The 22603-nt window shown below is 73.9% G+C and carries 20 protein-coding genes and 2 pseudogenes; 10 read left to right on the top strand and 12 right to left on the bottom strand.

Features of this window, described 5'->3' with window-relative positions; genetic code table 11:
• The first annotated feature begins 33 nt into the window (after positions 1-33).
• Positions 34-609, top strand: coding sequence for a TetR/AcrR family transcriptional regulator (locus Asera_RS08275; RefSeq protein ID WP_030449822.1), 576 nt, complete (start codon positions 34-36; stop codon positions 607-609).
• Positions 610-703: 94 nt separating this feature from the next.
• Here the strand turns inward: Asera_RS08275 and Asera_RS08270 are convergent, their stop codons facing one another.
• The 4 genes from Asera_RS08270 to Asera_RS33550 form a co-directional block, all read right to left on the bottom strand.
• Positions 704-973 carry a hypothetical protein gene (locus tag Asera_RS08270; protein ID WP_157035218.1) on the bottom strand — a complete coding sequence of 90 codons (270 nt, stop codon included), beginning with the start codon at positions 971-973 and terminating at the stop codon, positions 704-706.
• A gap of 87 nt (positions 974-1060) precedes the next feature.
• On the bottom strand, positions 1061-2038 hold the full coding sequence (locus Asera_RS08265; protein WP_035298803.1) for an NUDIX hydrolase: 978 nt from the start codon (positions 2036-2038) through the stop codon (positions 1061-1063).
• Positions 2039-2295: 257 nt separating this feature from the next.
• Positions 2296-3132, bottom strand: coding sequence for a helix-turn-helix domain-containing protein (locus Asera_RS08260; RefSeq protein ID WP_030449821.1), 837 nt, complete (start codon positions 3130-3132; stop codon positions 2296-2298).
• A 4-nt stretch (positions 3133-3136) separates the two neighbouring features.
• Entirely contained in the window at positions 3137-3265 is a 129-nt protein-coding gene (locus Asera_RS33550) for a hypothetical protein (protein WP_280529717.1), read from the bottom strand.
• On the opposite strand from Asera_RS33550, the pseudogene Asera_RS08255 reads away from it, so the two are divergent.
• Positions 3234-3629 (top strand): annotated as a pseudogene (locus tag Asera_RS08255) (NADPH-dependent FMN reductase); the annotation flags it as partial. The gene Asera_RS33550 and the pseudogene Asera_RS08255 sit on opposite strands and share 32 nt — an antisense overlap.
• A gap of 252 nt (positions 3630-3881) precedes the next feature.
• Here Asera_RS08255 and Asera_RS08250 read toward each other — a convergent pair.
• Positions 3882-4607, bottom strand: coding sequence for an SDR family oxidoreductase (locus Asera_RS08250; protein WP_030449819.1), 726 nt, complete (start codon positions 4605-4607; stop codon positions 3882-3884).
• Between the two features lie 184 nt (positions 4608-4791).
• Here Asera_RS08250 and Asera_RS08245 point away from each other — a divergent pair, with 184 nt between their 5' ends.
• Positions 4792-5640 (top strand): LysR family transcriptional regulator, encoded by an 849-nt coding sequence (locus tag Asera_RS08245; RefSeq protein ID WP_212804534.1) that lies wholly within the window; start codon positions 4792-4794, stop codon positions 5638-5640.
• 326 nt (positions 5641-5966) lie between these two features.
• Here the strand turns inward: Asera_RS08245 and Asera_RS08240 are convergent, their stop codons facing one another.
• The gene (locus Asera_RS08240) at positions 5967-7568 is read right to left on the bottom strand and encodes an MFS transporter (RefSeq protein ID WP_425305973.1); all 1602 of its coding nucleotides are present in this window, start codon (positions 7566-7568) and stop codon (positions 5967-5969) included.
• Between the two features lie 221 nt (positions 7569-7789).
• Between Asera_RS08240 and Asera_RS08235 the strand changes: the two genes are divergently transcribed.
• Positions 7790-8446 (top strand): TetR family transcriptional regulator, encoded by a 657-nt coding sequence (locus Asera_RS08235; RefSeq protein ID WP_051803081.1) that lies wholly within the window; start codon positions 7790-7792, stop codon positions 8444-8446.
• Here the strand turns inward: Asera_RS08235 and Asera_RS08230 are convergent.
• Together Asera_RS08230 and Asera_RS08225 are read right to left on the bottom strand one after the other, a co-directional pair.
• The gene (locus Asera_RS08230) at positions 8443-9090 is read right to left on the bottom strand and encodes a response regulator (RefSeq protein WP_030449815.1); all 648 of its coding nucleotides are present in this window, start codon (positions 9088-9090) and stop codon (positions 8443-8445) included. The genes Asera_RS08235 and Asera_RS08230 overlap by 4 nt on opposite strands.
• The gene (locus Asera_RS08225; RefSeq protein ID WP_084132897.1) at positions 9087-10352 is read right to left on the bottom strand and encodes a sensor histidine kinase; all 1266 of its coding nucleotides are present in this window, start codon (positions 10350-10352) and stop codon (positions 9087-9089) included. The genes Asera_RS08230 and Asera_RS08225 overlap by 4 nt, the downstream gene beginning before the upstream one ends.
• 122 nt (positions 10353-10474) lie before the next feature.
• Between Asera_RS08225 and Asera_RS08220 the strand changes: the two genes are divergently transcribed.
• Genes Asera_RS08220 through Asera_RS08205 form a run of 4 tightly spaced genes read left to right on the top strand, consistent with a single transcriptional unit; the run spans position 10475 to position 14788 of the window.
• Positions 10475-11386: an ABC transporter ATP-binding protein gene (locus Asera_RS08220; protein WP_030449813.1), complete on the top strand. Its 912-nt coding sequence runs from the start codon at positions 10475-10477 to the stop codon at positions 11384-11386.
• Positions 11383-12219, top strand: coding sequence for an ABC transporter permease (locus tag Asera_RS08215; RefSeq protein ID WP_030449812.1), 837 nt, complete (start codon positions 11383-11385; stop codon positions 12217-12219). Before Asera_RS08220 ends, Asera_RS08215 begins: the two co-directional genes overlap by 4 nt.
• Entirely contained in the window at positions 12219-13466 is a 1248-nt protein-coding gene (locus tag Asera_RS08210; RefSeq protein WP_084132895.1) for an alpha/beta hydrolase, read from the top strand. The genes Asera_RS08215 and Asera_RS08210 overlap by 1 nt, the downstream gene beginning before the upstream one ends.
• A complete protein-coding gene (locus Asera_RS08205) occupies positions 13463-14788 on the top strand; it encodes an acyltransferase family protein (protein ID WP_051803080.1) in 1326 nt (441 codons plus the stop codon). The genes Asera_RS08210 and Asera_RS08205 overlap by 4 nt, the downstream gene beginning before the upstream one ends.
• Here Asera_RS08205 and Asera_RS08200 read toward each other — a convergent pair.
• From Asera_RS08200 to Asera_RS08185, 4 genes and pseudogenes are all read right to left on the bottom strand, one after another.
• On the bottom strand, positions 14743-15198 hold the full coding sequence (locus Asera_RS08200; protein WP_030449809.1) for a GNAT family N-acetyltransferase: 456 nt from the start codon (positions 15196-15198) through the stop codon (positions 14743-14745). The genes Asera_RS08205 and Asera_RS08200 overlap by 46 nt on opposite strands.
• Positions 15199-15763: 565 nt before the next feature.
• Positions 15764-16963 carry an MFS transporter gene (locus tag Asera_RS08195; RefSeq protein WP_030447816.1) on the bottom strand — a complete coding sequence of 400 codons (1200 nt, stop codon included), beginning with the start codon at positions 16961-16963 and terminating at the stop codon, positions 15764-15766.
• 620 nt (positions 16964-17583) lie between these two features.
• Positions 17584-18588, bottom strand: a pseudogene (gene ligD, locus Asera_RS08190) (non-homologous end-joining DNA ligase); the annotation flags it as partial.
• Positions 18589-18650: 62 nt separating this feature from the next.
• Positions 18651-19181: a DUF1697 domain-containing protein gene (locus Asera_RS08185; protein ID WP_030447814.1), complete on the bottom strand. Its 531-nt coding sequence runs from the start codon at positions 19179-19181 to the stop codon at positions 18651-18653.
• A gap of 156 nt (positions 19182-19337) precedes the next feature.
• Between Asera_RS08185 and Asera_RS08180 the strand changes: the two genes are divergently transcribed.
• The gene (locus Asera_RS08180) at positions 19338-19916 is read left to right on the top strand and encodes an HU family DNA-binding protein (protein ID WP_030447813.1); all 579 of its coding nucleotides are present in this window, start codon (positions 19338-19340) and stop codon (positions 19914-19916) included.
• Positions 19917-20117: 201 nt separating this feature from the next.
• On the top strand, positions 20118-22586 hold the full coding sequence (locus Asera_RS08175) for an Hsp70 family protein (RefSeq protein ID WP_051802598.1): 2469 nt from the start codon (positions 20118-20120) through the stop codon (positions 22584-22586).
• Positions 22587-22603: the final 17 nt, after the last annotated feature.

The following is a 22603-nucleotide window of genomic DNA, read 5'->3' as shown; positions in this document are numbered from 1 at the left end:
CCGAACGCCCGAGGCGTGTCTAGACTTAGTCAGGTGACTCACTCAACAGTGACGCGGCGGTCCGGCGGCAAGCGGGAGCGACTGACCGACGCGGCGGCCAGGGTCCTGCACGAGCAGGGGGTCGAGAAGACGACGCTGGCCGACATCGCGCGCGCCGCCGACGTGCCCGTGGGCAACGTCTACTACTACTTCAAGACCAAGGACGACCTCGTCGAAGCCGCGATCGGTACGCATGGCGACGCGTTGCGGTCGACCCTCGCCGCGCTCGACGAGCTGCCGACCCCACCGGACCGGCTGAAGGGTCTGGTTCGCGGCTGGGTCGACCAGCGTGAGCTCGCCGCGCGGTACGGCTGCCCCACCGGGACCCTGGCCACCGAGCTCGACAAGCGGGCCGACGGCCTGGACCGGAAGATCGCCGCGCACATGCGCGCCCTGGTCGACTGGGCCGAACGCCAGTTCGACGCGATGGGCCGCGACGACGCCCGCGAGCTCGCGGTCGCCCTGATCGCCGCGTACCAGGGGATCTCGGTGCTGACCAACACGTTCCGGGAGCCCGAGCTGATGGCTGTCGAGGGCCGGCGCCTGCAACGCTGGATCGACTCGCTCTGATCCGGGCGGCACACCGCACCGGGAGCCCGACACACGCCGACGGCCCGGACCGGACGCCCGATTCGGAGCGCCCGGCCCGGGCCGTCGAGAACGGTCAGTGGCGACGGAACAGCCGGCGGTTCTTCCGGTTGCGCTGCCGCGACGCCGCGGCGAGCCCGGTCCGCACCGTCGCGACCGTCCAGGCCGCTCCGATCAGGAACATGCCGGTACCGGCGAGCAGCAGCAACCGTCGTCCGGATCGTCGCCGCGCCGGCTCCTGGTCCGCGATCGGCTCCGTCGCACCGGGTCGCGTCGAATGGTCGACGACGTGCGAAGCGGCCGATTGACGAGTGGCATGCGCGCTCTGCGTCATTGCCCTGTCCATGGCGATCTCCCCTGAATGCCGTGAAATCTTCAGCTACACAGAGCGAGGCTACGGCTACTTAAAGATCAATGAGGGTCGATCCGAGAACTACAACACCAGCCGCGCGCCGTCCGCGTGCCACTCCACCCGGGGCTGTACCGGCGCGAGCGACGGCGCCGTGGCGGCCAGCGCGGCCGCGACCCGCTCGAACGAGGACAACGACTCCAGCACCGCCACGGTCGGCGGCAGCATGCCCAGCTCACCCGCCTCGCGGCCGGCCAGCGCGTCCGCCGGCCGTACCCAGGCGATCCGGTCGGCCTCGCCGCCGACCTCGCGCGCGGTCTGCCCCGCCGGCAGCTCGGCCAGGAAGAAGAACGTGTCGTACCGCCTGGGCTCGAACTCCGGCGTGATCCACCGTGCCCACGCGTGCAGCAGATCGGCCCGCATCGACAACCGGCGCTCGGTCAGCAGCTCCGACAAGGAAACCCGACGCTCCACAAGGGACACTCGGGCGGCCGACCAGTCGACGTCGCCCACGAACGAACCGGTCGCCCCGGCGAGCGGGCCCGCGTCCACGCCGGCCGCCGGACCGGCCGCAGCGCCGGCCGCCGGACCGGGCCCGGCGCTGGCGGGTGAGCCCGCGCCGACCGACGAGCCCGGCCGCAGGGTCGGGCCCGCTCCGGCCAGCACGTCACCGACGAGGGAGTCGGCGCCGGCGCCGGCGAACAGCACGCCCGTCTCCTCGAACATCTCCCGCACCGCGGCCGCGACCACCTCGCGGGCGGCCCGTACCTCGCCCGGCAGCCCCAGCATCCGCGCCCAGGACTCCGGGTCCGGCCCGACCCACGGGGAACCGGCCGGTTCGGCGCCGTCCCGGGGATCGACGCTGCCGCCGGGGAACGCGTACATCCCGGAGGCGAACGGCATCGTCGTTCGGCGGCGCACCAGGAAGACCTCCGGCCCACCCGGCGCGTCCCGCAGCAGCACGACCGTCGCCGCCCGGCGCGGCACGACCGCCGTACGGCCCTCGGCGTAGAACCGCCGGGCGTGCTCCGCCAGCCCCGCCGGTATCGGCTCCGTCCGCATCCGTACCTCCTCGCCCCGGCCATGCTCGCACGACGCCCACCGCGACCGCGGACGCCGGTGCCATCGTCGCAGTCATCGGCACCGTACTGACGTCCCGGTTCGTCGCCGCGTTCGTGTCCGGCACGCACGCCGGCCTGCGGGTCGTCGGCGTCGCGGTCCTCGTCGCCCGGGGCCCTGGTCGTGGCGGAGTCGGTGCTGTCGGCACGCCGGTCCCGCGGCCGTTGACCGGCCGGCGAGAACCTGCCCGGAACGGGCGGTCAGACGGCGTGCAGGTGACCCGGGTCGTCGCCGCGCAGCCGCTCGAACGCCTCGCCGGTGGCCTCGTCCGCCGGCAGCAGCACCACCAGCTGCTGGGCCTCGGACCCGGACAGTTCCAGGACCTCGCGGTGCCACCGCAACTGCGCGCCGGACGGATGGTTGACCCGCAGCGGTACCGACGGCGGCGGCAGCTGCCGGCCCACCCGCCGGGTGAACTCCACCCCGGCGACCGGTGCCAGCTCGGCCCGGAACCACTCGGCCGTACCGGCGGACGGGCCGAGCCACAGGTCGAACGCCTGCTCGTCGGCAACCTGGTCCCAGTCGGGGAACGCGGTGCGCGCGGCCGGATCGAGGAACACGTACCGGGTCAGGTTCGGCTCCGGCCGGTCGAGCAGGCCCGAGCCGCGCATCAGCAGAGCGAACCCGGAGGTGTACGCGAGGATGTCGCCGAGCCGGTTGGTGACCAGTGCGACGCCCGGTTCCAGCAGCCGCATCGTGGTCAGCGCCGTCGGGCGTACCTCGCGGGCCGGCGGCTCCGGCCGCTGGTGTGCGGTACAGGCGCCACCGGTGATCTTGGCGAGGTAGCGCAGGTGCGCCCGCTCGGCCGCGTCCAGGCTCAACCCGTCCGCGATCGCGTTGAGCACCGCGACCGACGGGTTGCGGTCCCGACCCTGCTCGATCCGGGTCAGGTATTCAACGCTGACGCCGGCCCGGGTGGCGAGCTCGGTGCGCCGCAGACCCGGAGCCCGGCGGCGCGGCTGGTCCGGCAGGCCGAGATCGGTCGGGCGGATGGTGTCCCGCTTCGCCCGGACGAAGTCCCCCAAGGGCGTGCCCATTACCTCAGCGTACCGAGCCGGCAGCCACGCAGCGTGGCCCTGCGAGGGCCAGCCTGATCCCGGTCTGGTTGTCCGGCCGCGCCGCGCCGACCATCGACGGCATGAACGAGAACAGCACCCTTGCAGTCATCATCGGCAGCGTCCGGGAAGGCCGGTTCGGCCCCGTTGTCGGTTCCTGGTTCGCCGACCGGGCCCGGGAGCACGGCGGGTTCGACGTCGACGTGATCGACCTGGCCGGCGTGGATCTCCCGCTGTCGTTGCCCGCCGTGTCACCGAAGGCGGCCGGCGCCGACTATCCCCGCCCGTACGGGCTGCGGCCGGTCAGCGAGCGGCTCGCCGCGGCCGACGCGTTCGTGATCGTCACCCCGGAGTACAACCACAGCTACCCGGCATCGCTGAAGGCGCTGATCGACTGGCACTTCACCGAGTGGACCGCCAAGCCGGTGGCCTTCGTCAGCTACGGCGGCGCCGCCGGCGGCCGGCACGCGGTACTGCACCTGGAGAACGTCCTGACCGAACTGCACGCGGTCACGATCCACGACGGGCTGACCTTCCCCAACTACTTCACCGCCTGGGAGGACGGGCAGCCCGCCGATCCCGCCAGCGCCGGGTACGCACACCAGCTGCTCACCCAACTCGCCTGGTGGTCCACCGCCCTGCGCACCGCCCGCGCCGCCGCCCCGTACCCCTCGACCACCCCGTCCCCGCCGCCGTCTAGCGCGGGCGAACCGGCCCGAACGGCGCGGCTCTCACCAGGGAACGACGCCGTTGTCGTCGAAGAAACTCCCGTTCGGCCCGTCGTCGGGCAGCGTCGCCAGCCGGATCGCGATCTGCGCGCCCTGCTCCGGCGTCCGCACCCCGCGGAACCCGTTCAGGTCGGTCGCGGTGAATCCCGGGCAGGCCGAGTTGATCAGGATGTTCGTGTCGGCCAGCTCCTTGACGTACTGCGTCGTCATGGCGTTCAGGAACGTCTTCGACACCGCGTACGCGCCGGAGATCGGGCCGACCGAGGCGCCCGGCGTGTTCTGCAACGTCAGCGACCCGACGCTGCTGCTCATGTTCACGATCCGCGGCGAGGCGGACCGGCGCAGCATCGGCAGCATCGCATTGGTGACCCGCACCACGCCGATCACGTTGGTCTCCACCACGGCCCGGATCGTCTCGGCGGCCACCGTGGTCGGGGTCTGCGGCATGCCGCCGGTGATGGCGGCGTTGTTCACGAGGACGTCGAGCCCGCCGGCCTCGGCCTCGATCAGTTCGGCCGCGGCGGCCACGCTCGCGTCGTCGGTCACGTCGAGAGGCACGCCGAACGCGTCGGCGCCGGCGGCCCGCAGCTTGGCGACCGCCTCCTCGCGGCGCCGGTCGTCCCGCGCGCCGACCCCGACCCGCCAGCCGAGGGCGCCCAGGCCGGCGGCGATCTCGTACCCGATGCCCTTGTTCGCGCCCGTGATCAGCGCGACCGTCGAGCCGCTCATGCGCGTCCCTCCTTCGCCGGAACGCCCAGAGGGTGCCGGATCACGCGATTTTCTTGCTTCACTCGCTTGCGCTCGCTCATGCCTCGATCGTCGATCGGAGCCGGCCCGCGCTCCAACACCGATCGGGTACCCGGCAATACCGTGCGGGTATCAATCCTGCTCGCCGCGGGATACCGTGGCGAGCATGGAGACGCGGGAGCTGCGGTACTTCGTCGCGGTCGCCGAGGAACTGCACTTCGGCCGGGCGGCGGAGCGGCTCGGTATCGCGCAACCCCCGCTGTCCCGGGCGATCCGGCAGCTCGAACACCGCCTCGGCGCGACCCTGCTGGAGCGCTCCAGCCGCGCGGTCACGCTGACCGAGGCCGGTGCGACGCTGCTGCGGGAGGGTCGGGCGGCGCTGGACGCGGTCGAGTCCGCCGAGCGCCGCACCCGGCGAGCCGCGGACGCCACGCCCGGTGCGGCCGGCATCGTGCTGGTCACGAAGGCCGGTGCCGCCGGCGAGCTGCTGCCGAAGCTGCTCGACGCGTACGCCGCCGAGCCCGGCGCGGTCGCCGTCGACGTGCTGCTGTGCCGCCCCGGCGAGCAGGAGCGGTTCCTGCGCACCGGGCAGGCCGACGTCGGCCTGCTGCACCTGCCGTACGACCAGATCACCGGGCTGGACACCGAGCAGCTGCGTACCGAGGGGCAGGTCGCGGTGCTGCCGGCCGGACACCCGCTGACCGCCAGGACCTCGCTTCGGATGGCCGACGTCACCGCGCTCCCCGACCTGCCGCTGCCGCGCTGGCCGGCCCGCGACGGCAGCTACCCGGACGGTCCCGGCCCGCAGGTCCGGGACCACACCCAACTGCTCCAGCTGATCGCGCTCGGCCGGACGATGGCGGTCCTGCCCGAGACGGTCCGCGGCCAGCTGCACGACGACCTGGTCGCGGTACCGGTGCTGGACGCCCCCGAGGTCACCACGCTCATCGCCTGGCCGCCCCAAACGCGCTCGCGCGCCGTCGCCGCCCTCGTCACCACCGCCACCCGCCTCTGACCCCACCGGGCTTCCCGGAGCAACACCGCGCCGCTGAAATGCCGCGCCGGCACCCCGATCGCGCACAAGCAGGCTCCCCGAAGCGAACGCCGCGCTGCCGAGAAAGCAGCGCCGACATCCCGTTCCTCTCCGACGCACACTCCGCGTCGATGGACACCATCACCGGGCCTGCCAAGGGGATGGCCAAGGGGAATCCCCTTGGCGGGGAAGGAGCGCGAGGAGGGGGCGAAGCCCTCTCCTCGCGCTCCCCCACGCGGGGTCCAAGCGCGAACAGAGGTGGCCTTTACACCACCAGCACCCAGCGGCCCCGAGCCGACCCGCAGCCGCTAGGCGTGCGGTACGGCCGGCGCACTGGACTCGTTGCGGGAGCGGCGGATCATCAGCGACAGCCCGACCGCGACCACCGCCACCACCGCCGCCACGGTGAAGGCCAGGTGCATCCCGTCCAGGAACGACAGGTTGCTGGCCTTGGTGATCAGCGCGGCGATCTCCTCCTTGGTACCCGGCGGTACCGGTGCCACCCCGCCGGCCACGGCGCTCTTGGCCGCGTCGACCTGCGCCGGGGTCAGCGCCGGCAGGTGCTGGTCGGTCCAGTGCCCGTTGAGCACGCTGCCGACCCGCGCGGTCATCACCGCACCGAGCACCGCGGTACCGAGCGCGCCACCGACCTGCATGGCGGCCTGCTGGACCCCGGACGCGACACCGGACAGCTGCACCGGCGCGTTGCCCACGATCACCTCGGTGGCGCCGACCATGACCACGGACAGGCCGAGGCCGAGGATGACGAACCACAGCGAGGTGAGCCCGGCCGAGGCGTCGATCGGCAGCCGGGACAGGCCGAACATCGCGATCGCGACCGCGGCCATCCCGGTGGCGATCGGGCCGCGCGGCCCGATCCGTCCGATCAGGGCGCCGGCGATGGGCGAGCCGACGACCATGCCGGCGGTCATCGGCAGCAGCCGGACGCCGGACTGGACCGGCGACAGGCCGTGCACCAGCTGCAGGTAGAAGGTGACGAAGAACAGCGAACCGAACATCGCGAACGCCATCAGCACCATCAGCACGGTGCCGATCGACAGCGACCGGGACCGGAACAGCCCGAGCGGCAGCAGCGGGTCGGCGGCGGACCGTTCGCGCAGGATGAACAGCACCGCGAAGACCGCCGCGCCGGCGAACAGGCCGATCGTGCGCCAGTTGCCCCAACCGAAGTCGGATGCCTTGATCACGCCGAACACCAGGGCGAACATCGCCACCGACAGCAGCGCGATGCCGGGGATGTCGGCCCGCGAGCCGCGGTCGACCCGGTGGTTGCGACCCAGCACGAGCAGGCCGAGGATCAGCGCGAGCGCGCCGACCGGCAGGTTCACGAAGAACACCCACTGCCAGTTGACGTGCTCGACGAGCAGACCGCCGACGATGGGGCCGGCCGCGGTGGACAGGCCGATCGCGGCGCCCCAGATGCCGATCGCGATGTTCAGCCTCTCCCGCGGGAACGCCTCGCGCAGCAGCCCGAGCGCCGCCGGTTGCAGCAGCGCACCGAAGACGCCCTGCAGCACCCGGAACGCGATGATCAGGCCGATGCTGCCGGAGAGCCCGATGATGCCGGAACTGGCGGCGAAGCCGACCACGCCGACCAGGAACATGCTCTTGTGCCCGAACCGGTCGCCGAGCTTGCCGGCAGTGACCAGGAAGACAGCCAGCGCGAGCAGGTAGCCGTTGGTGATCCACTGCAGGTCGGACAGGGACGCGTGCAGCGACTTGCCGATCGCGGGGTTGGCGATGGCGACGATGGTGCCGTCCAGCGCGACCATGATCACGCCGAGGGCGACGGCGACCAGGGTCGCCCACGGGCCCCCGCGACCGGTACTGCGTGCGGTCGCGATCGCCGTACCGGCCGCAGTGGTACTCATGTGGGTCTCCCCCGCCAGCTCGATTGATGGTGGGCAGTCGGCGCGCGGCGAGCTGTCCCCCAAGACACCCGATCGAACGGGCTTGCCACGCCGCGCTGCCGACGCCCGAGCCGCGCTCCCCCACGCGGCTCAACCCCCGCGGGAAGCATATTGTCAGTCGCTGACAAGTGGCAATGTGAGACACATGACCCTGACGCTCAGGGCAGCACCGGCGACCATCGAGGAGGAGGTGGGTGGGGATGACCGAGGCGGGCCTGCGTGAGCGCAAGAAGCAGCAGACACGCGCGGCACTGATCGCGGCCGCCCAGCGGCTGTTCACCGAGCAGGGCTTCGACGGCACCACCACGGACGAGATCGCCGCGGCGGCCGACGTCTCGCAACGCACCCTGTTCCGGTACTTCGCCGGCAAGGAGGAGATGGCGCTCGCCCCGCTGGCGGAGATGCAGGAGGGGTTCACCGACGGGGTACGGCGGCGCCCGGCCGACGAGCCGCCGATGACGGCGCTGCAACGCGCCGCCCGCGAGATGATCGCTGGCTTCGCCGGCGACGACGCGGGAAGCGAGCAGCGCCGCCAGATCCTCGGCAGCACCATCGATCTGGTCAACCGCACGCCGGCGCTGCTGGCCGAGAACCTGCGCCGGACCGTGGCCCGCGGCGAGCGGCTGGCGCAGCTGCTCGCCGAGCGCGAGGGCGTCGACATGGCCGACGACCCGCGGCCGCGGCTCGCGGTCACGACGTTCGACGGCGCGCTGCGGGTGGCGACCCTCAGCTCGTGCGACGCCGCGGCCATCGACCCGGTACTGATGGGACAGGAGCTGGAGCGCTGCCTCGCCGCGCTACCGGGAATCTTCCGGCACTGGCACCGAGCCGAGCCAGTCCACAAGGGGCAGGTCTAGGACACCAGTCCGGTGCGGTGGGCGATGATCACCAGCTGCACCCGGTCCCGCGCGTCCAGCTTGGTCAACAGCCGGGCCACGTGCGCCTTCGCGGTGGCCGCGCTGATGTAGAGCTGGCCGGCGATCTCGGCATTGGACAGTCCGCGCCCGACCAGCGTCAGCACCTCGCGTTCCCGCTCGGTCACCGCATCCAGCGCCGGTACGGGCCGGGCCGGAGTCGGCCGGTCCACGAAGTCGGCGATCAGCCGCCGGGTGACGCTCGGCGCGATCAGCGCGTCCCCGGCGGCCACCACCCGGATCGCGGCCAGGATCTGTTCCAGCGCCATGTCCTTGACCAGGAAGCCGCTCGCGCCGGCGCGCAGCGCGCCGTAGACGTACTCGTCCTCGTCGAACGTGGTCAGCATCAGCACCCGGGGCGGTTCGGCGGCAGCGGTGATCCGGCGGGTCGCCTCGATCCCGTCCAGGTCGGGCATCCGGATGTCCATCACGACCACGTCCGGCGCCGTCTCGGCGGTCAGCCGCACCGCCTCGGCGCCGGTACCGGCCTCGCCGACGACCGTGAGGTCCGGCGCATCGGCGATCAGTACCCGCAGGCCGGAGCGGATCAGCGGCTGGTCGTCGGCCAGCAGTACCCGGATCGTCATGCCGGCACCGGGATCGTCGCGGCGACCCGGAACCCGCCGGCAGCAGCCGGGCCGGCGTCGAACTCGCCGTGCAGCAGCGCGACCCGCTCCCGCATCCCGGCGATGCCGTACCCGGTGCCGACCGGTCCGCCGGATCCGTCGTCGGTGACCACGATGCGTACCTCCGTGTCCGTGGTGCACAGCTCGATCCGGCACCGGTCGGTACCGGCGTGCCGGATGACGTTCGTCAGCGCCTCCTGCACGATCCGGTACGCGGCGAGGTCGACGTCCGGCGGCAGCTCGGTGTCGCCGGAGCGCGCCAGCGTCACCCGGACACCGGCCTGCGCGGCCCGGTCGACGAGGGTACCGAGTTCGGCCAGGCCGGGTGCCGGCCCGAGCGGCGCCGCACCGGCCTCCGGATCGGACTGGCGCAGCGAGCCGAGCATCCGGCGCAACCCGGCCAGGGTGTCCCGGCTGGTCGCCTCGATCGCGGTGAGCGAGTTGCGCGCCTCGGCGGGCTGGCTGTCGATCACCCGGGCGCCGACGCCGGCCTGGATGGCGATCACGCCCACGTTGTGCGCCACCATGTCGTGCAGCTCGCGGGCGATCCGCAGCCGCTCCGCCTGTACGGCCCGGGCGGTGCGCTGTTCCCGCTGCGTCGCGGTGAACTGCCGGCGCTGCCGCACCGAGTGCCCGATCACCCAGGCCACCACGGCGAGCAGGACGACGACGATCGTGCCGAAATCGAGGTTGATCACCGGGTACGCGAACAGGAAGAACACCTGCACGGCCAGCGCCACCCCGGCGAACGGGATCGACACGCGCCGCGGCCGGTGCACCGCGACCCAGCCGATCGCGAGCACCATCACCGCGATGTGCAGCTCCCGCAGCGCCAGCAGGTTGCCCATGGAGTACCCGGTGTCGTCGATCCGGGCCGATGGACCGGGCAGTCCGGGCAGCATCGGGTCGGCGGCCGGCGGGTCCGGGTCGATCGTGGTGAGCATGAACAGGCCGACAAGCAGCGCGGCGAGGCCGGCGAACGGGTGGCGGCGCAGCAGCAGCCAGGGCAGCAGCATCGCGAGCATCGGGAACACGAACCGGGCCGGGCCCGGCAGCCGCGCCAGCATCACCAGCTCCAGCAGGACCGGCGAGCCGACCGCGCCGACCCAGACGGCGACGGTGGACCACCGCCGGCGGCGGGCCGGGCGGGCGGCGGGGCCGGGGCGGGCTTCGGAATCCGGCGGGCCGGCCCGGCCGGGGGTTCCGAAACTCGCGCTGGACATGCGCCGAGCCTAACGGGCATGCCGGCCCGGGCCATCGATCCGCGGGCGTACGCCCGCAGGCCACCCCGGCGGCGCCCCCGGGCCGATGCCTGCAACCCGCCCGAACCGGCAGGGTCGTACCCATGATCGACGTCAACGAACTGACCAAACGGTACGGGAAGGCCACCGCGGTGGACCGGCTCACGTTCACCGTGCGGCCGGGGCAGGTGACCGGGTTCCTCGGCCCGAACGGCGCCGGCAAGTCGACCACGCTGCGGCTCATCCTCGGCCTGCACACCCCGACGGCCGGTACCGCCACCGTGGACGGCCGGCCGTTCGCCGAGCGGCCGCGCGGGCTGCGGCACGTCGGCGCGCTGCTCGACGCGGCCGACGTGCACGGCGGCCGCAGCGGGTACGCGCACCTGCGCGCGCTCGCGGCGAGCAACCGGATCCGGCGCCGGCGGATCGACGAGGTACTGGCCGAGGTCGGGCTGCAGGAGGCCGCCCGGCGCCGGATCGGCGGGTACTCGCTGGGCATGCGGCAGCGGCTCGGCATCGCCGCGGCGCTGCTCGGCGACCCGCCGGTCCTGCTGTTCGACGAGCCGCTCAACGGGCTGGACCCGGAGGGCGTGCTCTGGGTACGGGGGCTGTTCCGGCGGCTGGCTGCCGAGGGCCGCACCGTGTTCGTGTCCAGCCACCTGATGCGGGAGATGGAGCACACCGCCGACCATCTGATCGTGATCGGCCGCGGCCGGCTCGTCGCCGACGAGTCGCTGGCCGAGTTCGCGTCCCGCGGCGAGGGGCTGCGGGTCACGGTCGACACGCCGGATCCGGCCACCCTGACCGCGGTGGTCGACGTCGCCGGCGGCAGCACCGTACCGGCACCGGACGGGACGCTGACCGTCACCGGGCTGACCGCGGCGCAGGTCGGCGAACTCGCCTTCCAGCACCGGATCCTGCTGCGCGAGCTGACCACCCGCAGCGCCTCGCTGGAGGAGGCGTTCCTGGCACAGACCGCGGACGCGGTCGACTACCTGGCTGGAGAGAACCGATGACGACCACCGCCGCTCCGCGCCTCGACGCCGAACCGGCCGCCCGGTTCACCGACCTGATCGCGGCCGAACGGATCAAGTTCACCTCGCTGCGCTCGACCCGGTGGGGTGTGCTGTTCAGCGCCGTCGTGGTGATCGCGATGAACGCCAACGCGGCGTTCTCCGACTACCGGAACTGGCCGACGTACCCCGCCGGCATCCGCGCCGCGTTCGTACCGGACTGGGCGGTGGGCGACGCCTTCCAGGCCGGCGCGGCGATGGTGACGATCCTCGCGACCGGCACGATCGGCGCGCTGGCCATCACCAGCGACTACGCGAGCGGGTTGGCGCGCACCACGTTCGCGGCGGTACCGGCCCGCAGCTCGGTGGTGCTGGCCAAGGCCACCGTGCTGACCGGGGTGCTGCTGGTCTTCGGGGTGCTGGTCGCCGGCGGGTCGTTCGCCGCGTCGCAGTCCATCCTCGCCGGCCGCGGGATCAACATCACGCTGGACTATCCGGGGGTACTGCGCGGGGTGGTGGCCTCGGCACTGCTCGCCCCGGTGTGCGGGCTGGCCGGGTTGGCGATCGGTGCGGTGGTCCGGCACACCGCCGCCACGATCGTGACCACCGTCGCGTCGCTGCTGCTGTTCCCGGCCCTGCTGCAGGATCGCCGGCACCTGACCGCGACGATCCTGCACGCCCAGCCGTACGGCGCCTGGGGTTCGCTGCGCGGTCTCGACTCGCAGCACCTGATGCCCTACCCGGCGACGCCGTTCGGATCGTTCCTGGTGTACGGGAGCTGGGCGCTCGCCGCCGTCCTCGTCGCCGCCCTCGCCGTCCGCCGGCGGGACCTGTGATGCGCGCGACGCCGATCCGGTCCGTCCTGCGGGCCATCGGCACCCGGGTACGCGCGACGCCGATCCGGTCCGTCCTGCGGGCCACCGGCGCCCGGAGACGCGCGACGCCGATCCGGCCGGCCCTGCGGGCCACCGGCACCCGGGTACGCGCGCTCGCGGGCCGGCGCGGGACGGGCACGGCCGGTGGAGCCGGACTGGGCGTGCTGTTCGGGCGCCGCCGAATCCGTACCGGGGTGCTGGCCGCCGTGGTCGCGCTGTCGCCGACGACCGCGACGGTGCTGGCGCCGGCCGCGGCGAACCGGCCGGCGGCCCCGATCGGTACCGCGGCGTGGCGCGCCGACCCGCGCGCGCTCCCCGATCCGGTGACGGCCGACCCCGCAGCGGTACGCCGGTTCTACGCCACCGAGCCGCCGGCGGCGCGCCGCGCGCTGGCGCTGCGGTACCCGGGTGTCGTCGGCGCCTCGGACGGGGCACCGGTCGCGCTGAGGTACGCGGCGAACCGGGTCGCGATGCGCGCGGCCGGTCCGCGGTTCGCCGACCGGCCCGGCCGGTACCTGCTGTTCGACCCGCGCGGCGACGGCCGGGCCGCGGAGGCGTTCGGCGATCTGGCGCGCGCCGACCGGATCGCGGTGCTGGTACCGGGAGCCGGGGTCGACGCGGCGAACTTCTGGTCCGGGGTCGGTGGCCGCGGTTACCGCGCGCTGGCCCGCCAGGCCGATCAGCTGTACCGGTCGGCTCGGCGGCCCGGGTTCGCGGTGATCGCGTGGCTCGGGTACACCACGCCGAAGGGGGTGTCGCTGAGCGAGGCGCGCGAGGATCTGGCCCGCACCGGCGCCGCCGCCCTGGTCCGGTTCGTCGCCGGGCTGGCCGCGGTCCGTCCACACGCGACGGTCGCGCTGCTGGCCCACAGCTACGGGTCGGTGGTCGTCGGGCTGGCCGCGCGACGGCTGCCGCCGCAGGTCACCGACCTCGTCGTGGTCGGCAGTCCGGGCATGGGCGTCGACGACGTGTCCCGCCTCGGTACCGCCGCCCGGGTCTGGGCCGGCCGCTGCCCCGGCGACTGGATCCGGTGGGTACCGGGCGAGCGGGTTTTCGGGCTCGGGCACGGCCGGGCACCGACCGACGCCGCGTTCGGCGCGCGCGCGTTCGGCACCGGCGGCGTTGCCGACCACGACCACTACTTCGCCCCCGGTACCGCATCGCTGGCGAACCTCGCCGCCATCGCCACCCGCGGAGCGCTGCGATGACCGCCGCACCGGTCGACGCCCGGCTCCGCGGCCGAGCGCCGTCGCGGTACCGGCTCTGGGCGGAACGGGTCACCGAGGCCACGCCGGGCGGGCGGGACCGTACCGTCGATGCGCTGCGGGCCGCGGCGATCACCGGCGTGGTGCTCGGGCACTGGCTGGTGTCCGCGACCGTCACCGATCCCGACCGGCCAGCCGCGCTGCACGGCGCGAGTCCACTGTCGACGTTGCCGGCATTGGCGCCGGTCAGCTGGCTGTTCGAGACGCTGGGGTTGTTCTTCGTCGCCGCCGGCTACGCCGCCGCCCGACCACGGGAAGCCACCGGCCACGGTAACGTCCGTGCGGACGGTCGCGCCGTGCTGCGATGGCTGGCCCGGCCCTCGGTGGTACGGCTGGGGGTGCCGGTGCTGGTGCTCGCCGCCGTGTGGCTGCCGGGACTGCTGGTACTGGACCTGGCCGGTGCACCGGCGACCACCCGCCACCTGGTCGTGTCGCTGGTCACGCACCCGCTCTGGTTCCTCGTCGTCTACCTGGTACTCGCCGCGGCCGCGCCGCCGCTGCGCCGGCTGGTGTGCCGCTGGGGGCTCTGGTCGGCGCTACCCGCGGTGCTCGCGGTCGCGGCCGTCGACGCGGCGCGCGGCGGCGGCCTGCCGGCCTGGGTGGCGCCGGTCGCGACGCCGATCGCCTGGTCGGCCCCGTACCTGTTCGGCATCGCGCTGGCGCAGGGTCGGCTGTCCCGGCGCGGCGGCGGGGTGCTGCTCGCCGGCGGCGTCGCCGGCGGCGCGCTGTTGCTGCGGCTCGGCTACCCGGCCAGCGCGGTCGGCGTGCCCGGCGACCACTGGTCCAACCTCGACCCGCCGTCGCTGTTCGCCCTCGCCCTCGCCGCCGCCCAACTCGGCCTGTTCCTGCTGGTACGGCCGTGGCTTGCCCGGCTGCTCGCCCGACCGGCGGCGTGGGCGCCGGTCGCCGGGCTCAACCGCGCCGCGCTGACCGTGTACTGCTGGCACCAGAGCGCACTGCTGTTGGTCACGTTCGCGGCGGTACCGCTGGGACCACTGCCCGGCCTGCTCGACCGGCCGACCGGATCCTGGGTGGTGCACCGGCTGTGGTGGCTGCCGGTGTTCGTTGCCACCCTGGTGGCCCTGTGCCGCCTCTTCCACCGCCCACCGTCGCGGAGCTCGGCCCGACCCGCGCGGGATGGTCCGGCCCGGCCCGGGGCCGGTCAGGAGTCGAGCGGGCGGCTGAGCGGACCCGCGCGGGATGGTCTGGCCCGGCGCGATCAGGAATCGAGCGGGCGGCTGAGCCGGACGTCCTCCTCGGCGTAACCGAGCGAGCGGTAGAAGGCGCGGGCGGTGGCGTTGGCGGCGCCGGTCTCCAGCGTCAACCGGCGCAGGCCACGGTCGGCCGCCCACCGGTGCGCGGCGTCCATCAGCGCCCGCCCGACACCGGCCCGGGCGGCGTCGGCGGCGACCACCAGCTCCCCCACGTACCCATCCCGCTCGCCGGTGAAGTGCCGGTGCTCGCCGGCGTGCACGAATCCGACCACCCGCCCGTCGAGGGCCGCGACCCAGACCGGTTCGGTACCGGCGATCGCGTCGGCGACCCAGCCACGCACCGCCCGCTCGACAGCCGCCGGATCGCGCCACGGCGGGACGCCCTCGGTGAGCCGCGGCGCCAGCGCGAGCACCGCATCGGCGTCGGACTCCTCGTACCGCCGGACGACGAGATCGGGCATACGGGGATTCTGCCACCATCCGGCGTTGCCACTGGCCCGTCGCCGTGCGTTCGGCTTCGACCCGCGGTCCGAGGAAGCCGAGCGGCCGGTGAGACATTCGGCCGCATGAACCGGTGCCCGGTCCACCTCCCTCGCCCCGTCGATCAAGGGCTCCGTGCGCCGATCAAGGGCTCCGCGCGTTGATCAAGGGCTCGGTGCGCCGATCAAGGGCCCGGTGTGTTGATCAAGGGCTCCGCGCGTCGATCAAGGGCTTCGTGCGCGGTGTCCAGCGACGATGTGTCCGGATCCCTTGATCAACCGGGGTGGCGGGGGTGGTGGGGGTGGTGGGGGTGGTGGGGGTGGTTGGGTCGGCGTGGATGAGGTCGGCGGCGAGATCCTGGGTTGCCCGTCCGGGGAAGACCTCTGGGTGGTGTACATCGAGCATGATGCCGGCGCCTTCTACCTCGAAGAGCCCGCCGCGATCCGGCAGTACCCACGAGCGCGCGACCCTCGGCCGGCCCAGCCGGGGTCGTGCGACCCTCGGCCGGCTCGGCCGGGGGTCGCATCGTCGGGTGCCGGCACCCGGTCAGCGTCGGCGACCGCCGAGGCGCACCAGGACGAGCGCGGACACCAGGGCGAGGGCGGCGAGGGCCGCCACAGCCGGCCAGCCCGCCCACGCGAGGACGAGCCCGCCGACCGCGGTACCGGTGGCGCCGCCCACGAAGTACACCGCCATGTACGCGCTGTTGAGCTGCGCCGGCCGGCGCGGGTCCAGGCCGAGCACCCGGGACTGGTTCGCGACCTGCGCGGAGAACAGCCCCGCGTCGAACAGCGCCAGCGCCGCCAGCAGCGGTACCGGGTGGGTCAGGCTCACGCCCATCAGCGCGGCGCAGGCGGCGGCGAGCAGCAGCCCGCAGACCACCACCCGCGACCAGCCGAACCGGTCCGCCAGCCGCCCGGCGACCCGGGTCGCAGCCATGCCGAGCAACCCGGCCAGCGCGTAGAGCCCGATGGTGCGCGGCGGCAGCGAGACCGGCGGTCGGGCCAGCGCGAGCGACAGCCCCACCCAGATCAGGCTGAACGCGGAGAACCACAGCGCGCCGGACAGCGCCGCGAACCGCAGCGCCCGATCCCGCCACACCAGCCGGGGCAGCGCCGCGAGGACCGCGCCGTACGGCTGGGTCGGCGGCAGCGGCCGGTTCGGCAGGGTGCGCAGCGCGGCGAGGCCCAGCAGCACGCACGCGGCGGCGAAGGCGAGCAGCATCCACCGCCAGCCGAACCGGTCCGCCAGCGCACCACCGAGAATGCGGCCCAGCACGATGCCGGCCGAGATGCCGGCCGTGATCGTACCGACGGTGCGGCCCCGGCGTGCCTCGACGGAGTACCGGCCCGCCAGGCTGCTCAGCTGAGCGCCGGTACTCGCGCAGGCGCCCGCGATCAGCAGCCCGAGCCCGAGCAGTACCGGGTTCGGCGCAGCGGCGGCCACCGCGAGGCCGGCAGCGAGCAGTGCCAGCTGCGCGGCAACCAGCCGGTTCGAGCGAACCCGGTCGGCCAGCGGCACGAGCAGCACCAATCCGGCCAGGTACCCGGCGATCGGTACGCCGGCGAGGATGCCGACGGTCGACACCGACGAGCCGATCCCGGCCGCGACGTCGGCCAGTTCGGGTTGCAGGACGTAGCTCGTCGCGGTGGCCACCGCGGCCGCGAGCGTGGACGCACCGAGCGCCGCGGCGCCCAGGCCGGGTGCGCGTACGGTCGCCCGTTCGGGTGTCAGCGTCTGCGTCATGCCGCAACGCTAGAAACCCCGCTACCGCCAATGCTGGCGGTAATCCGACCTCGCCGTCCGCGACGGCGATCCGGCGCCTGCGGGTCAACGGCGATCCGGCATTGGCCGGTCGACGGCGATCCGCTGGCCGGTCGACGGCGATCTGCTGGCCGGTCGACGGTGATCCGCTGGCCGGTCGGCGGGGATCCAGCGGTGGCCCGCGGCGCGCCACACGCCCGGTCCGGCCGACCGGCGGGCACCGGGCACGGCGCCGTCGTTGCCACGGCCGGTCCGGTCCGGCCCGCTCAGCCGAAGGGGTCGTAGTCGACTTCCAGCGGCTCCTGCTCGGGGCGCTCGCCGGCCGGGACGTGCTGCAGATTGAGCCGGATCCGGGTCCAGGTGCTGCTGCGGCCGCGCATCGAGTCGACCAGCACGTCGGCCGGTTCCAGGTGCGGCCAGACGCCCGGGTGGCGCTGCTTCCAGCGCTCCAGCCCGGCCATCGCCTCGTCCTTGGTGCGCGCCCGGGCGATCTCGATCAGCGGTTTGGTGGTGCGCCGCCGGCCGGTCGGGCCGCTGCTCTTGCCCGGCGCCGGCGGCGGCACGGTGCCGGCCTCGCCGTCCCCGCCGGCATCCGGCTGGTCCGGGTCGGTCCGCCGCTTCGACGGCTGTACCCGGCGGGGCTCGCCACGCTGCTTGGCGAAGTGCGGCGGCCACGGCGCGTCGCCCAGCCCGTTCTCGGCGTCCCGCTCGGCCAGCTCCAGCAGCCCGGTCAGCGAGCCGGCGGACGCGTCGATGTCCTGCCACGGATCGCCGAGCTGCGCGTACCGGTCGGGCACGGTGTCGATGGTGAACGCGGCCGGGTCGCAGTCGGGCACCTCGTCCCAGCGCAGCGGGGTGGACACCCGGGCGTCCGGGGTGGGCCGGACAGACCAGGCGCTGGCCGTGGTGCGGTCCTTCGCGTTCTGGTTGTAGTCGACGAACACGCCGTGCCGCTCCTCCTTCCACCACTTGCTGGTGGCGAGGTCGGGCGCGCGCCGCTCCACCTCCCGGGCCAGCGCCACCGCGGCCCGGCGCACCTCGGTGAAGGTCCAACGCTGCTCGATCCGGCAGTACACATGGAATCCGCGCGAGCCGGACGTCTTGGGCCAGCCGGTGAGGCCGACGTCGGCGAGCACCTCCTGGATCAGCAGCGCCACCTGGCGGATCTCCGGCCAGCCGACACCGGGCACCGGATCGAGGTCGACCCGTAACTCGTCGGGGTGATCGAGGTCGCTGGCGCGCACCGGATGCGGGTGCAGGTCGATGCAGCCGAGGTTGACCACCCAGGCCAGCTGGGCGGCGTCGGTGAGCACGATCTCGTGCGCGCTGCGACCGGACGGGAACTTCAGCTCCACCGTCTCGACCCACGGCGGCCGGTTCTGCGGGGCGCGCTTCTGGTAGAACGCCTCCCCGTCGACCCCGTTGACGTACCGCTTGAGCGCCATCGGGCGGCCGCCGACCGCGCGCAGCACACCCTCGGACACCGAAAGGTAGTAGCGCACCAGATCGAGTTTGGTGCGGCCGGACGAGGGGAAGAAGACCTTGTCCGGGTTGGTGATCGGGACGTCCCGCCCCGCAACGTCCAGTATCTCCCGTCGACTGGGCATGGACCCACGATACGGTGCGCTGCCCAACCCCGGCGCGAATTGAGCCCGGCCGATGCCGGCGTTCAGGTTTCGATCAGCTCCAGCAACCGGCGCAGGGTGCGCCAGTTTCGCGCGGTACCGACGCCGACGAGGCGACGCAACGCCGGTTCCAGCCGGGACTTGTGCACCCCGCCGGGCAGCCACAGGTACAGCTCGCGGCCGATCAGCTCGTACCGTTCCGGCTCGTAGGAGCGTTCGTCCAGCCCGGCGAGCCGGTCCGGATCCGGTTCGACGTCGAGGAACTGCACCAGATAGCGGGACTCGTCGGTGGCCAGCGAGCCGAACGGGTCGGCCTCGACCACCGCCCGAAGCTGCGTCGCCGTGCGCACCAACACCGGTACGTCGAGGTCGAACTCGGACTCGATCGCGGCCCGGATTCGCGCTGCGGTACGGTCTGCGGGCGTGGCCGCGGAAAACACCGCGTTGCCGCTTTGCAGGTGGGTGCTGATTCGCGCATAGCCAAGCTCGGCCAACATCGCACGCAACTCGGCCATGCCGACTCGGTTGTGTGCACCGAGATTGACACCGCGCAGCAGCGCCAGTTGTCGTTCCACGGCGGTCTCCTTTCGGACCCCGTACCGCCCGCCGAACGGCTGAATCCTGCGGAACGGGCGGGTATTCGCGCTGTCCTGTTTGGTCAGTGGGATAGTGGCATGCATACTTGCTCGCGAAAGTACAGCGCATCCGCGCGAAGACTTGAGGAGACTGTTGTGAACAAGGCAGAGCTGATCGAGGCCCTGGCAGCCCGGCTCGGCGACAAGAAGACCGCCACCACGGCGCTGGAGGCCGTGCTGGACGAGATCCAGCGCACCGTCGCCAAGGGCGGCAAGATCTCGCTGGCCGGCTTCGGTGTCTTCGAGAAGCGGGCCCGCGCGGCGCGCACCGCGCGCAACCCGCGGACCGGCGAGACCGTCAAGGTGAAGAAGACCTCGGTGCCGGCGTTCCGCGCCGGGCAGGGCTTCAAGGACGTGGTGACCGGCAAGAAGAAGATCGCCGCGGCCAAGAAGACCACCGCGAAGAAGGCGGCCACCGCGGCCAAGACCGCCAAGGCCACCCCGGCGAAGAAGACCACCACCGCGGCGAAGAAGACCACCGCGGCCGCGAAGAAGACCGCGCCGGCCAAGACCACCGCGAAGAAGACCACCGCGAAGAAGACCACGGCGGCCAAGAAGACCACCGCCAGCGCGGCGAAGAAGACCACGGCGGCGAAGACCACGGCGGCGAAGAAGACCACCGCCCGCAAGACCGCCACCAAGTCGGCCGCGAAGCGCACCCCGCGCAAGCGCTGACCACGTTCCGGGCGGCGCCGACGGCACCGACCCGGTTCCAGGGCGCGTCGCCACCTCGGGACGCCCCGGCGTACGACCCTGTGCCGGCCACCGGATCTCCGGTGGCCGGCACGTCGTTTGTCCCCACAGCCTGGCCGAGCCGTCCACATCGCTCGTCCCCGCCACCGGGGCCGAGTTGTCCCGGTACATAGACTCCTGTGCATGGCTTCCGGTCCGGCGCTGGGTATCGACTTCGGCACCTCCTCGACGGTTGGCGTGCTGCGCCGCGCCGACGGCTCGGTGCGCCCGCTGCTGTTCGACGGCACCCCGCTGCTGCCCTCCGCGGTCTACCTGGAGCCCTCCGGACAGCTGCTCACCGGCCGGGACGCCATCCACGCCGCCCGCCTCGACCCGACCCGGTTCGAGCCCGCGCCCAAGCGGCACATCGGCGAGGGCACCGTGCTGCTGGGCGGGACGGAGATCACCGCGATCGCCCTGACCGCCGCCGTGCTGCGCCGGGTCGCGGTCGAGGCGACCCGGGTCAACGGCACCGCGGTGCGCGAGCTGACCCTCACCCATCCGGCGACGTGGGCCGGCCCGCGCCGGGACGCGCTGGTACAGGCGGCGCACCGCGCCGGGCTGCCCCGGCCCCGGCTGGTGGCCGAGCCCGTCGCCGCCGCCAGCTACTTCACCGAGGTGCTGGGGCATCGGATCCCGGCCGGCTCGGCGGTGGTGGTGTACGACTTCGGCGCCGGCACGTTCGACGCCAGCGCGGTGCTGCGCGGTACACGAGGCTTCGACACCGCCGTGGTGGACGGGCTGGAGCTGGGTGGGCTGGACATCGACGCGGCCGTCGTCGACTGGCTCGGCACCCGGTACGGGCCGGACGATCCGGCCGGCTGGCAACGGCTCTCCGCCCCGGCGGCCACCGCCGACCGACGGGCCCGCGAGCAGCTGTGGACGGATGTCCGCGCCTGCAAGGAGCAGCTGTCCCGGTCCTCGTCCGCGCAGCTCGCCGTCCCGGTGCTGGAGGTCGACGCGCACCTGACCCGCGACGAGCTGGAACGGTTGGCGCTGCCGCTGGTCGAGCAGACCGTGACCGCCACCGCCGACGTGATCCGGGCGGCGAAGCTGACCACCAAGCAGGTTGCCGGGGTGTTCCTGGTCGGCGGCGGCAGCCGGCTCCCGCTCGCTGCCTCGACGCTGCACCGCCGGCTCGGCATCGCCTCGACCGCGATCGAGCAGCCGGAACTGGTCGTCGCCGAGGGCAGCCTGCGCAGCCCCGAGTCGGACGGCGCGAGCGCGACCCGGATCCTGCCGGCGTTGGGCAGCGCGGCCGAGCTGGGCGTCGGGCGGAACGCCATGGTCCGGCCCCCGGCCGCCGCCGCGACCTGGCCCCCGGCCGGCGCGGCGATTCCGTCGCCGGTCGGGCCCGCGGTTCCGGCGCCGGCCGGCGCCGCGGACTGGTCCCCGGCCGGCGCCGCGGTGTCGTCGCCGGCCGCTGGGCAGGCACTGGCCGGGCAACCGATCCCGGCGGCGCCGCAGTCCCCTGTCCCCCCGCCGCCGTATCCCGCAGCAGCGCAACAGCCGAGCCCGATCGCGGCGCCGCAGCCCGCGGGGTACCCCGTCGTGCCGCACGCGTCCGCCCAGCCCGCGGCACCGAACCCGGTGGCGCCGCGGCCGGCACCGGCGCATCCCGTGACGTCGCAGCCGGCCGCGCGCTCCGTGGTGCCGGCGTCGCCGCAGCAGGTATCGGTGCAGCAGGCGTCGGCGCGCCCCGTGGCGCCGCAGTCGCCGCAGTCGCCGGTGGCGCAACTTCCGGTTTCGGCGCCGCGGCGTGGTTCGGCCGGCGGTGACCGGGCGGGTACACCGAAGTCGGCGGCGACCCGGCGGACACCGACCGCGCCGGGATCCACCGGACGGTCGGCGAACGGTGCCGCCGGGCGGGCGTACCGGAGCAGGCGCGGCCGGACCCGCCAGGCCGTCCTGGCCGGGGTTCTGGTGCTGCTGCTGGCCGGCGGCGGGCTCGCCGCCTGGTACGGCTTCCAGCGCGTCACCGCGGCGGGCGACGGCGGTGGTGCCGGCGGCCCCACGTCGGCGCCGTCGGCAGGCGATGGGCGACCCGGGTTCGTACCGGCGGGCTGGCAGGTGGCCGTGCGCTCGCTCGACGCGCGCAACGGCTGGCACGACAACCCCGGCACGTCCGGCTCCTGCCGGCTCGACGGCGGCGAGCTGACCGCCACCCGCACCCGCACCACCGCAACGGGCATGTTCAGCTGCGGCGGCGCGCAGACCCACTACCGGAACGTCGCGCTGACCGCCACGGTACGGGTGCGGGCCGGCTGCGCCGGGATCTGGCTGCGCACCGGCGACCTGCACGGCTACTTCGTCGAGGTGTGCCCGGACTCGATCACGTTGCACCTGGTCGCGGACACCGACCCGTCGGACGGCACCGCGCTGCACCCCGGCTGGCCGCTGTCCACCTCCGCGACCGGCCGCCCGGTCACGGTCGGCGTGCTGGCCATCGACGACAAGATCACCGTGTACGCGAACGGGAAGCGGCTCGGCGGTCCGGTCGAAGACGACAGGATCACCACCGGCCGGCTCGATCTCGGCGTGTACGCCCCCGACCGGAACGCCACCGCGGTCTTCACCGACGCCGAGGCCTGGCACCCCGCCAACGCCGGCTGATTCCCCCGCGGCGGAGG

This window comes from Actinocatenispora sera (genome assembly GCF_018324685.1).
GTDB lineage: Bacteria > Actinomycetota > Actinomycetes > Mycobacteriales > Micromonosporaceae > Actinocatenispora > Actinocatenispora sera.
This window is presented reverse-complemented; position numbering and strand designations above follow the sequence as displayed.

Excerpts from the sequence above, each read along its gene's own strand:
- Asera_RS08270 (WP_157035218.1), bottom strand. The coding sequence starts at position 973 with ATGGACAGGGCAATGACGCAGAGCGCGCATGCCACTCGTCAATCGGCC.
- Asera_RS08265 (WP_035298803.1), bottom strand. The coding sequence starts at position 2,038 with ATGCGGACGGAGCCGATACCGGCGGGGCTGGCGGAGCACGCCCGGCGG.
- Asera_RS08260 (WP_030449821.1), bottom strand. The coding sequence starts at position 3,132 with ATGGGCACGCCCTTGGGGGACTTCGTCCGGGCGAAGCGGGACACCATC.
- Asera_RS33550 (WP_280529717.1), bottom strand. The coding sequence starts at position 3,265 with ATGATGACTGCAAGGGTGCTGTTCTCGTTCATGCCGTCGATGGTCGGC.
- Asera_RS08250 (WP_030449819.1), bottom strand. The coding sequence starts at position 4,607 with ATGAGCGGCTCGACGGTCGCGCTGATCACGGGCGCGAACAAGGGCATC.
- Asera_RS08245 (WP_212804534.1), top strand. The coding sequence starts at position 4,792 with ATGGAGACGCGGGAGCTGCGGTACTTCGTCGCGGTCGCCGAGGAACTG.
- Asera_RS08235 (WP_051803081.1), top strand. The coding sequence starts at position 7,790 with ATGACCGAGGCGGGCCTGCGTGAGCGCAAGAAGCAGCAGACACGCGCG.
- Asera_RS08230 (WP_030449815.1), bottom strand. The coding sequence starts at position 9,090 with ATGACGATCCGGGTACTGCTGGCCGACGACCAGCCGCTGATCCGCTCC.
- Asera_RS08225 (WP_084132897.1), bottom strand. The coding sequence starts at position 10,352 with ATGTCCAGCGCGAGTTTCGGAACCCCCGGCCGGGCCGGCCCGCCGGAT.
- Asera_RS08220 (WP_030449813.1), top strand. The coding sequence starts at position 10,475 with ATGATCGACGTCAACGAACTGACCAAACGGTACGGGAAGGCCACCGCG.
- Asera_RS08215 (WP_030449812.1), top strand. The coding sequence starts at position 11,383 with ATGACGACCACCGCCGCTCCGCGCCTCGACGCCGAACCGGCCGCCCGG.
- Asera_RS08210 (WP_084132895.1), top strand. The coding sequence starts at position 12,219 with ATGCGCGCGACGCCGATCCGGTCCGTCCTGCGGGCCATCGGCACCCGG.
- Asera_RS08205 (WP_051803080.1), top strand. The coding sequence starts at position 13,463 with ATGACCGCCGCACCGGTCGACGCCCGGCTCCGCGGCCGAGCGCCGTCG.
- Asera_RS08200 (WP_030449809.1), bottom strand. The coding sequence starts at position 15,198 with ATGCCCGATCTCGTCGTCCGGCGGTACGAGGAGTCCGACGCCGATGCG.
- Asera_RS08195 (WP_030447816.1), bottom strand. The coding sequence starts at position 16,963 with ATGACGCAGACGCTGACACCCGAACGGGCGACCGTACGCGCACCCGGC.
- Asera_RS08175 (WP_051802598.1), top strand. The coding sequence starts at position 20,118 with ATGGCTTCCGGTCCGGCGCTGGGTATCGACTTCGGCACCTCCTCGACG.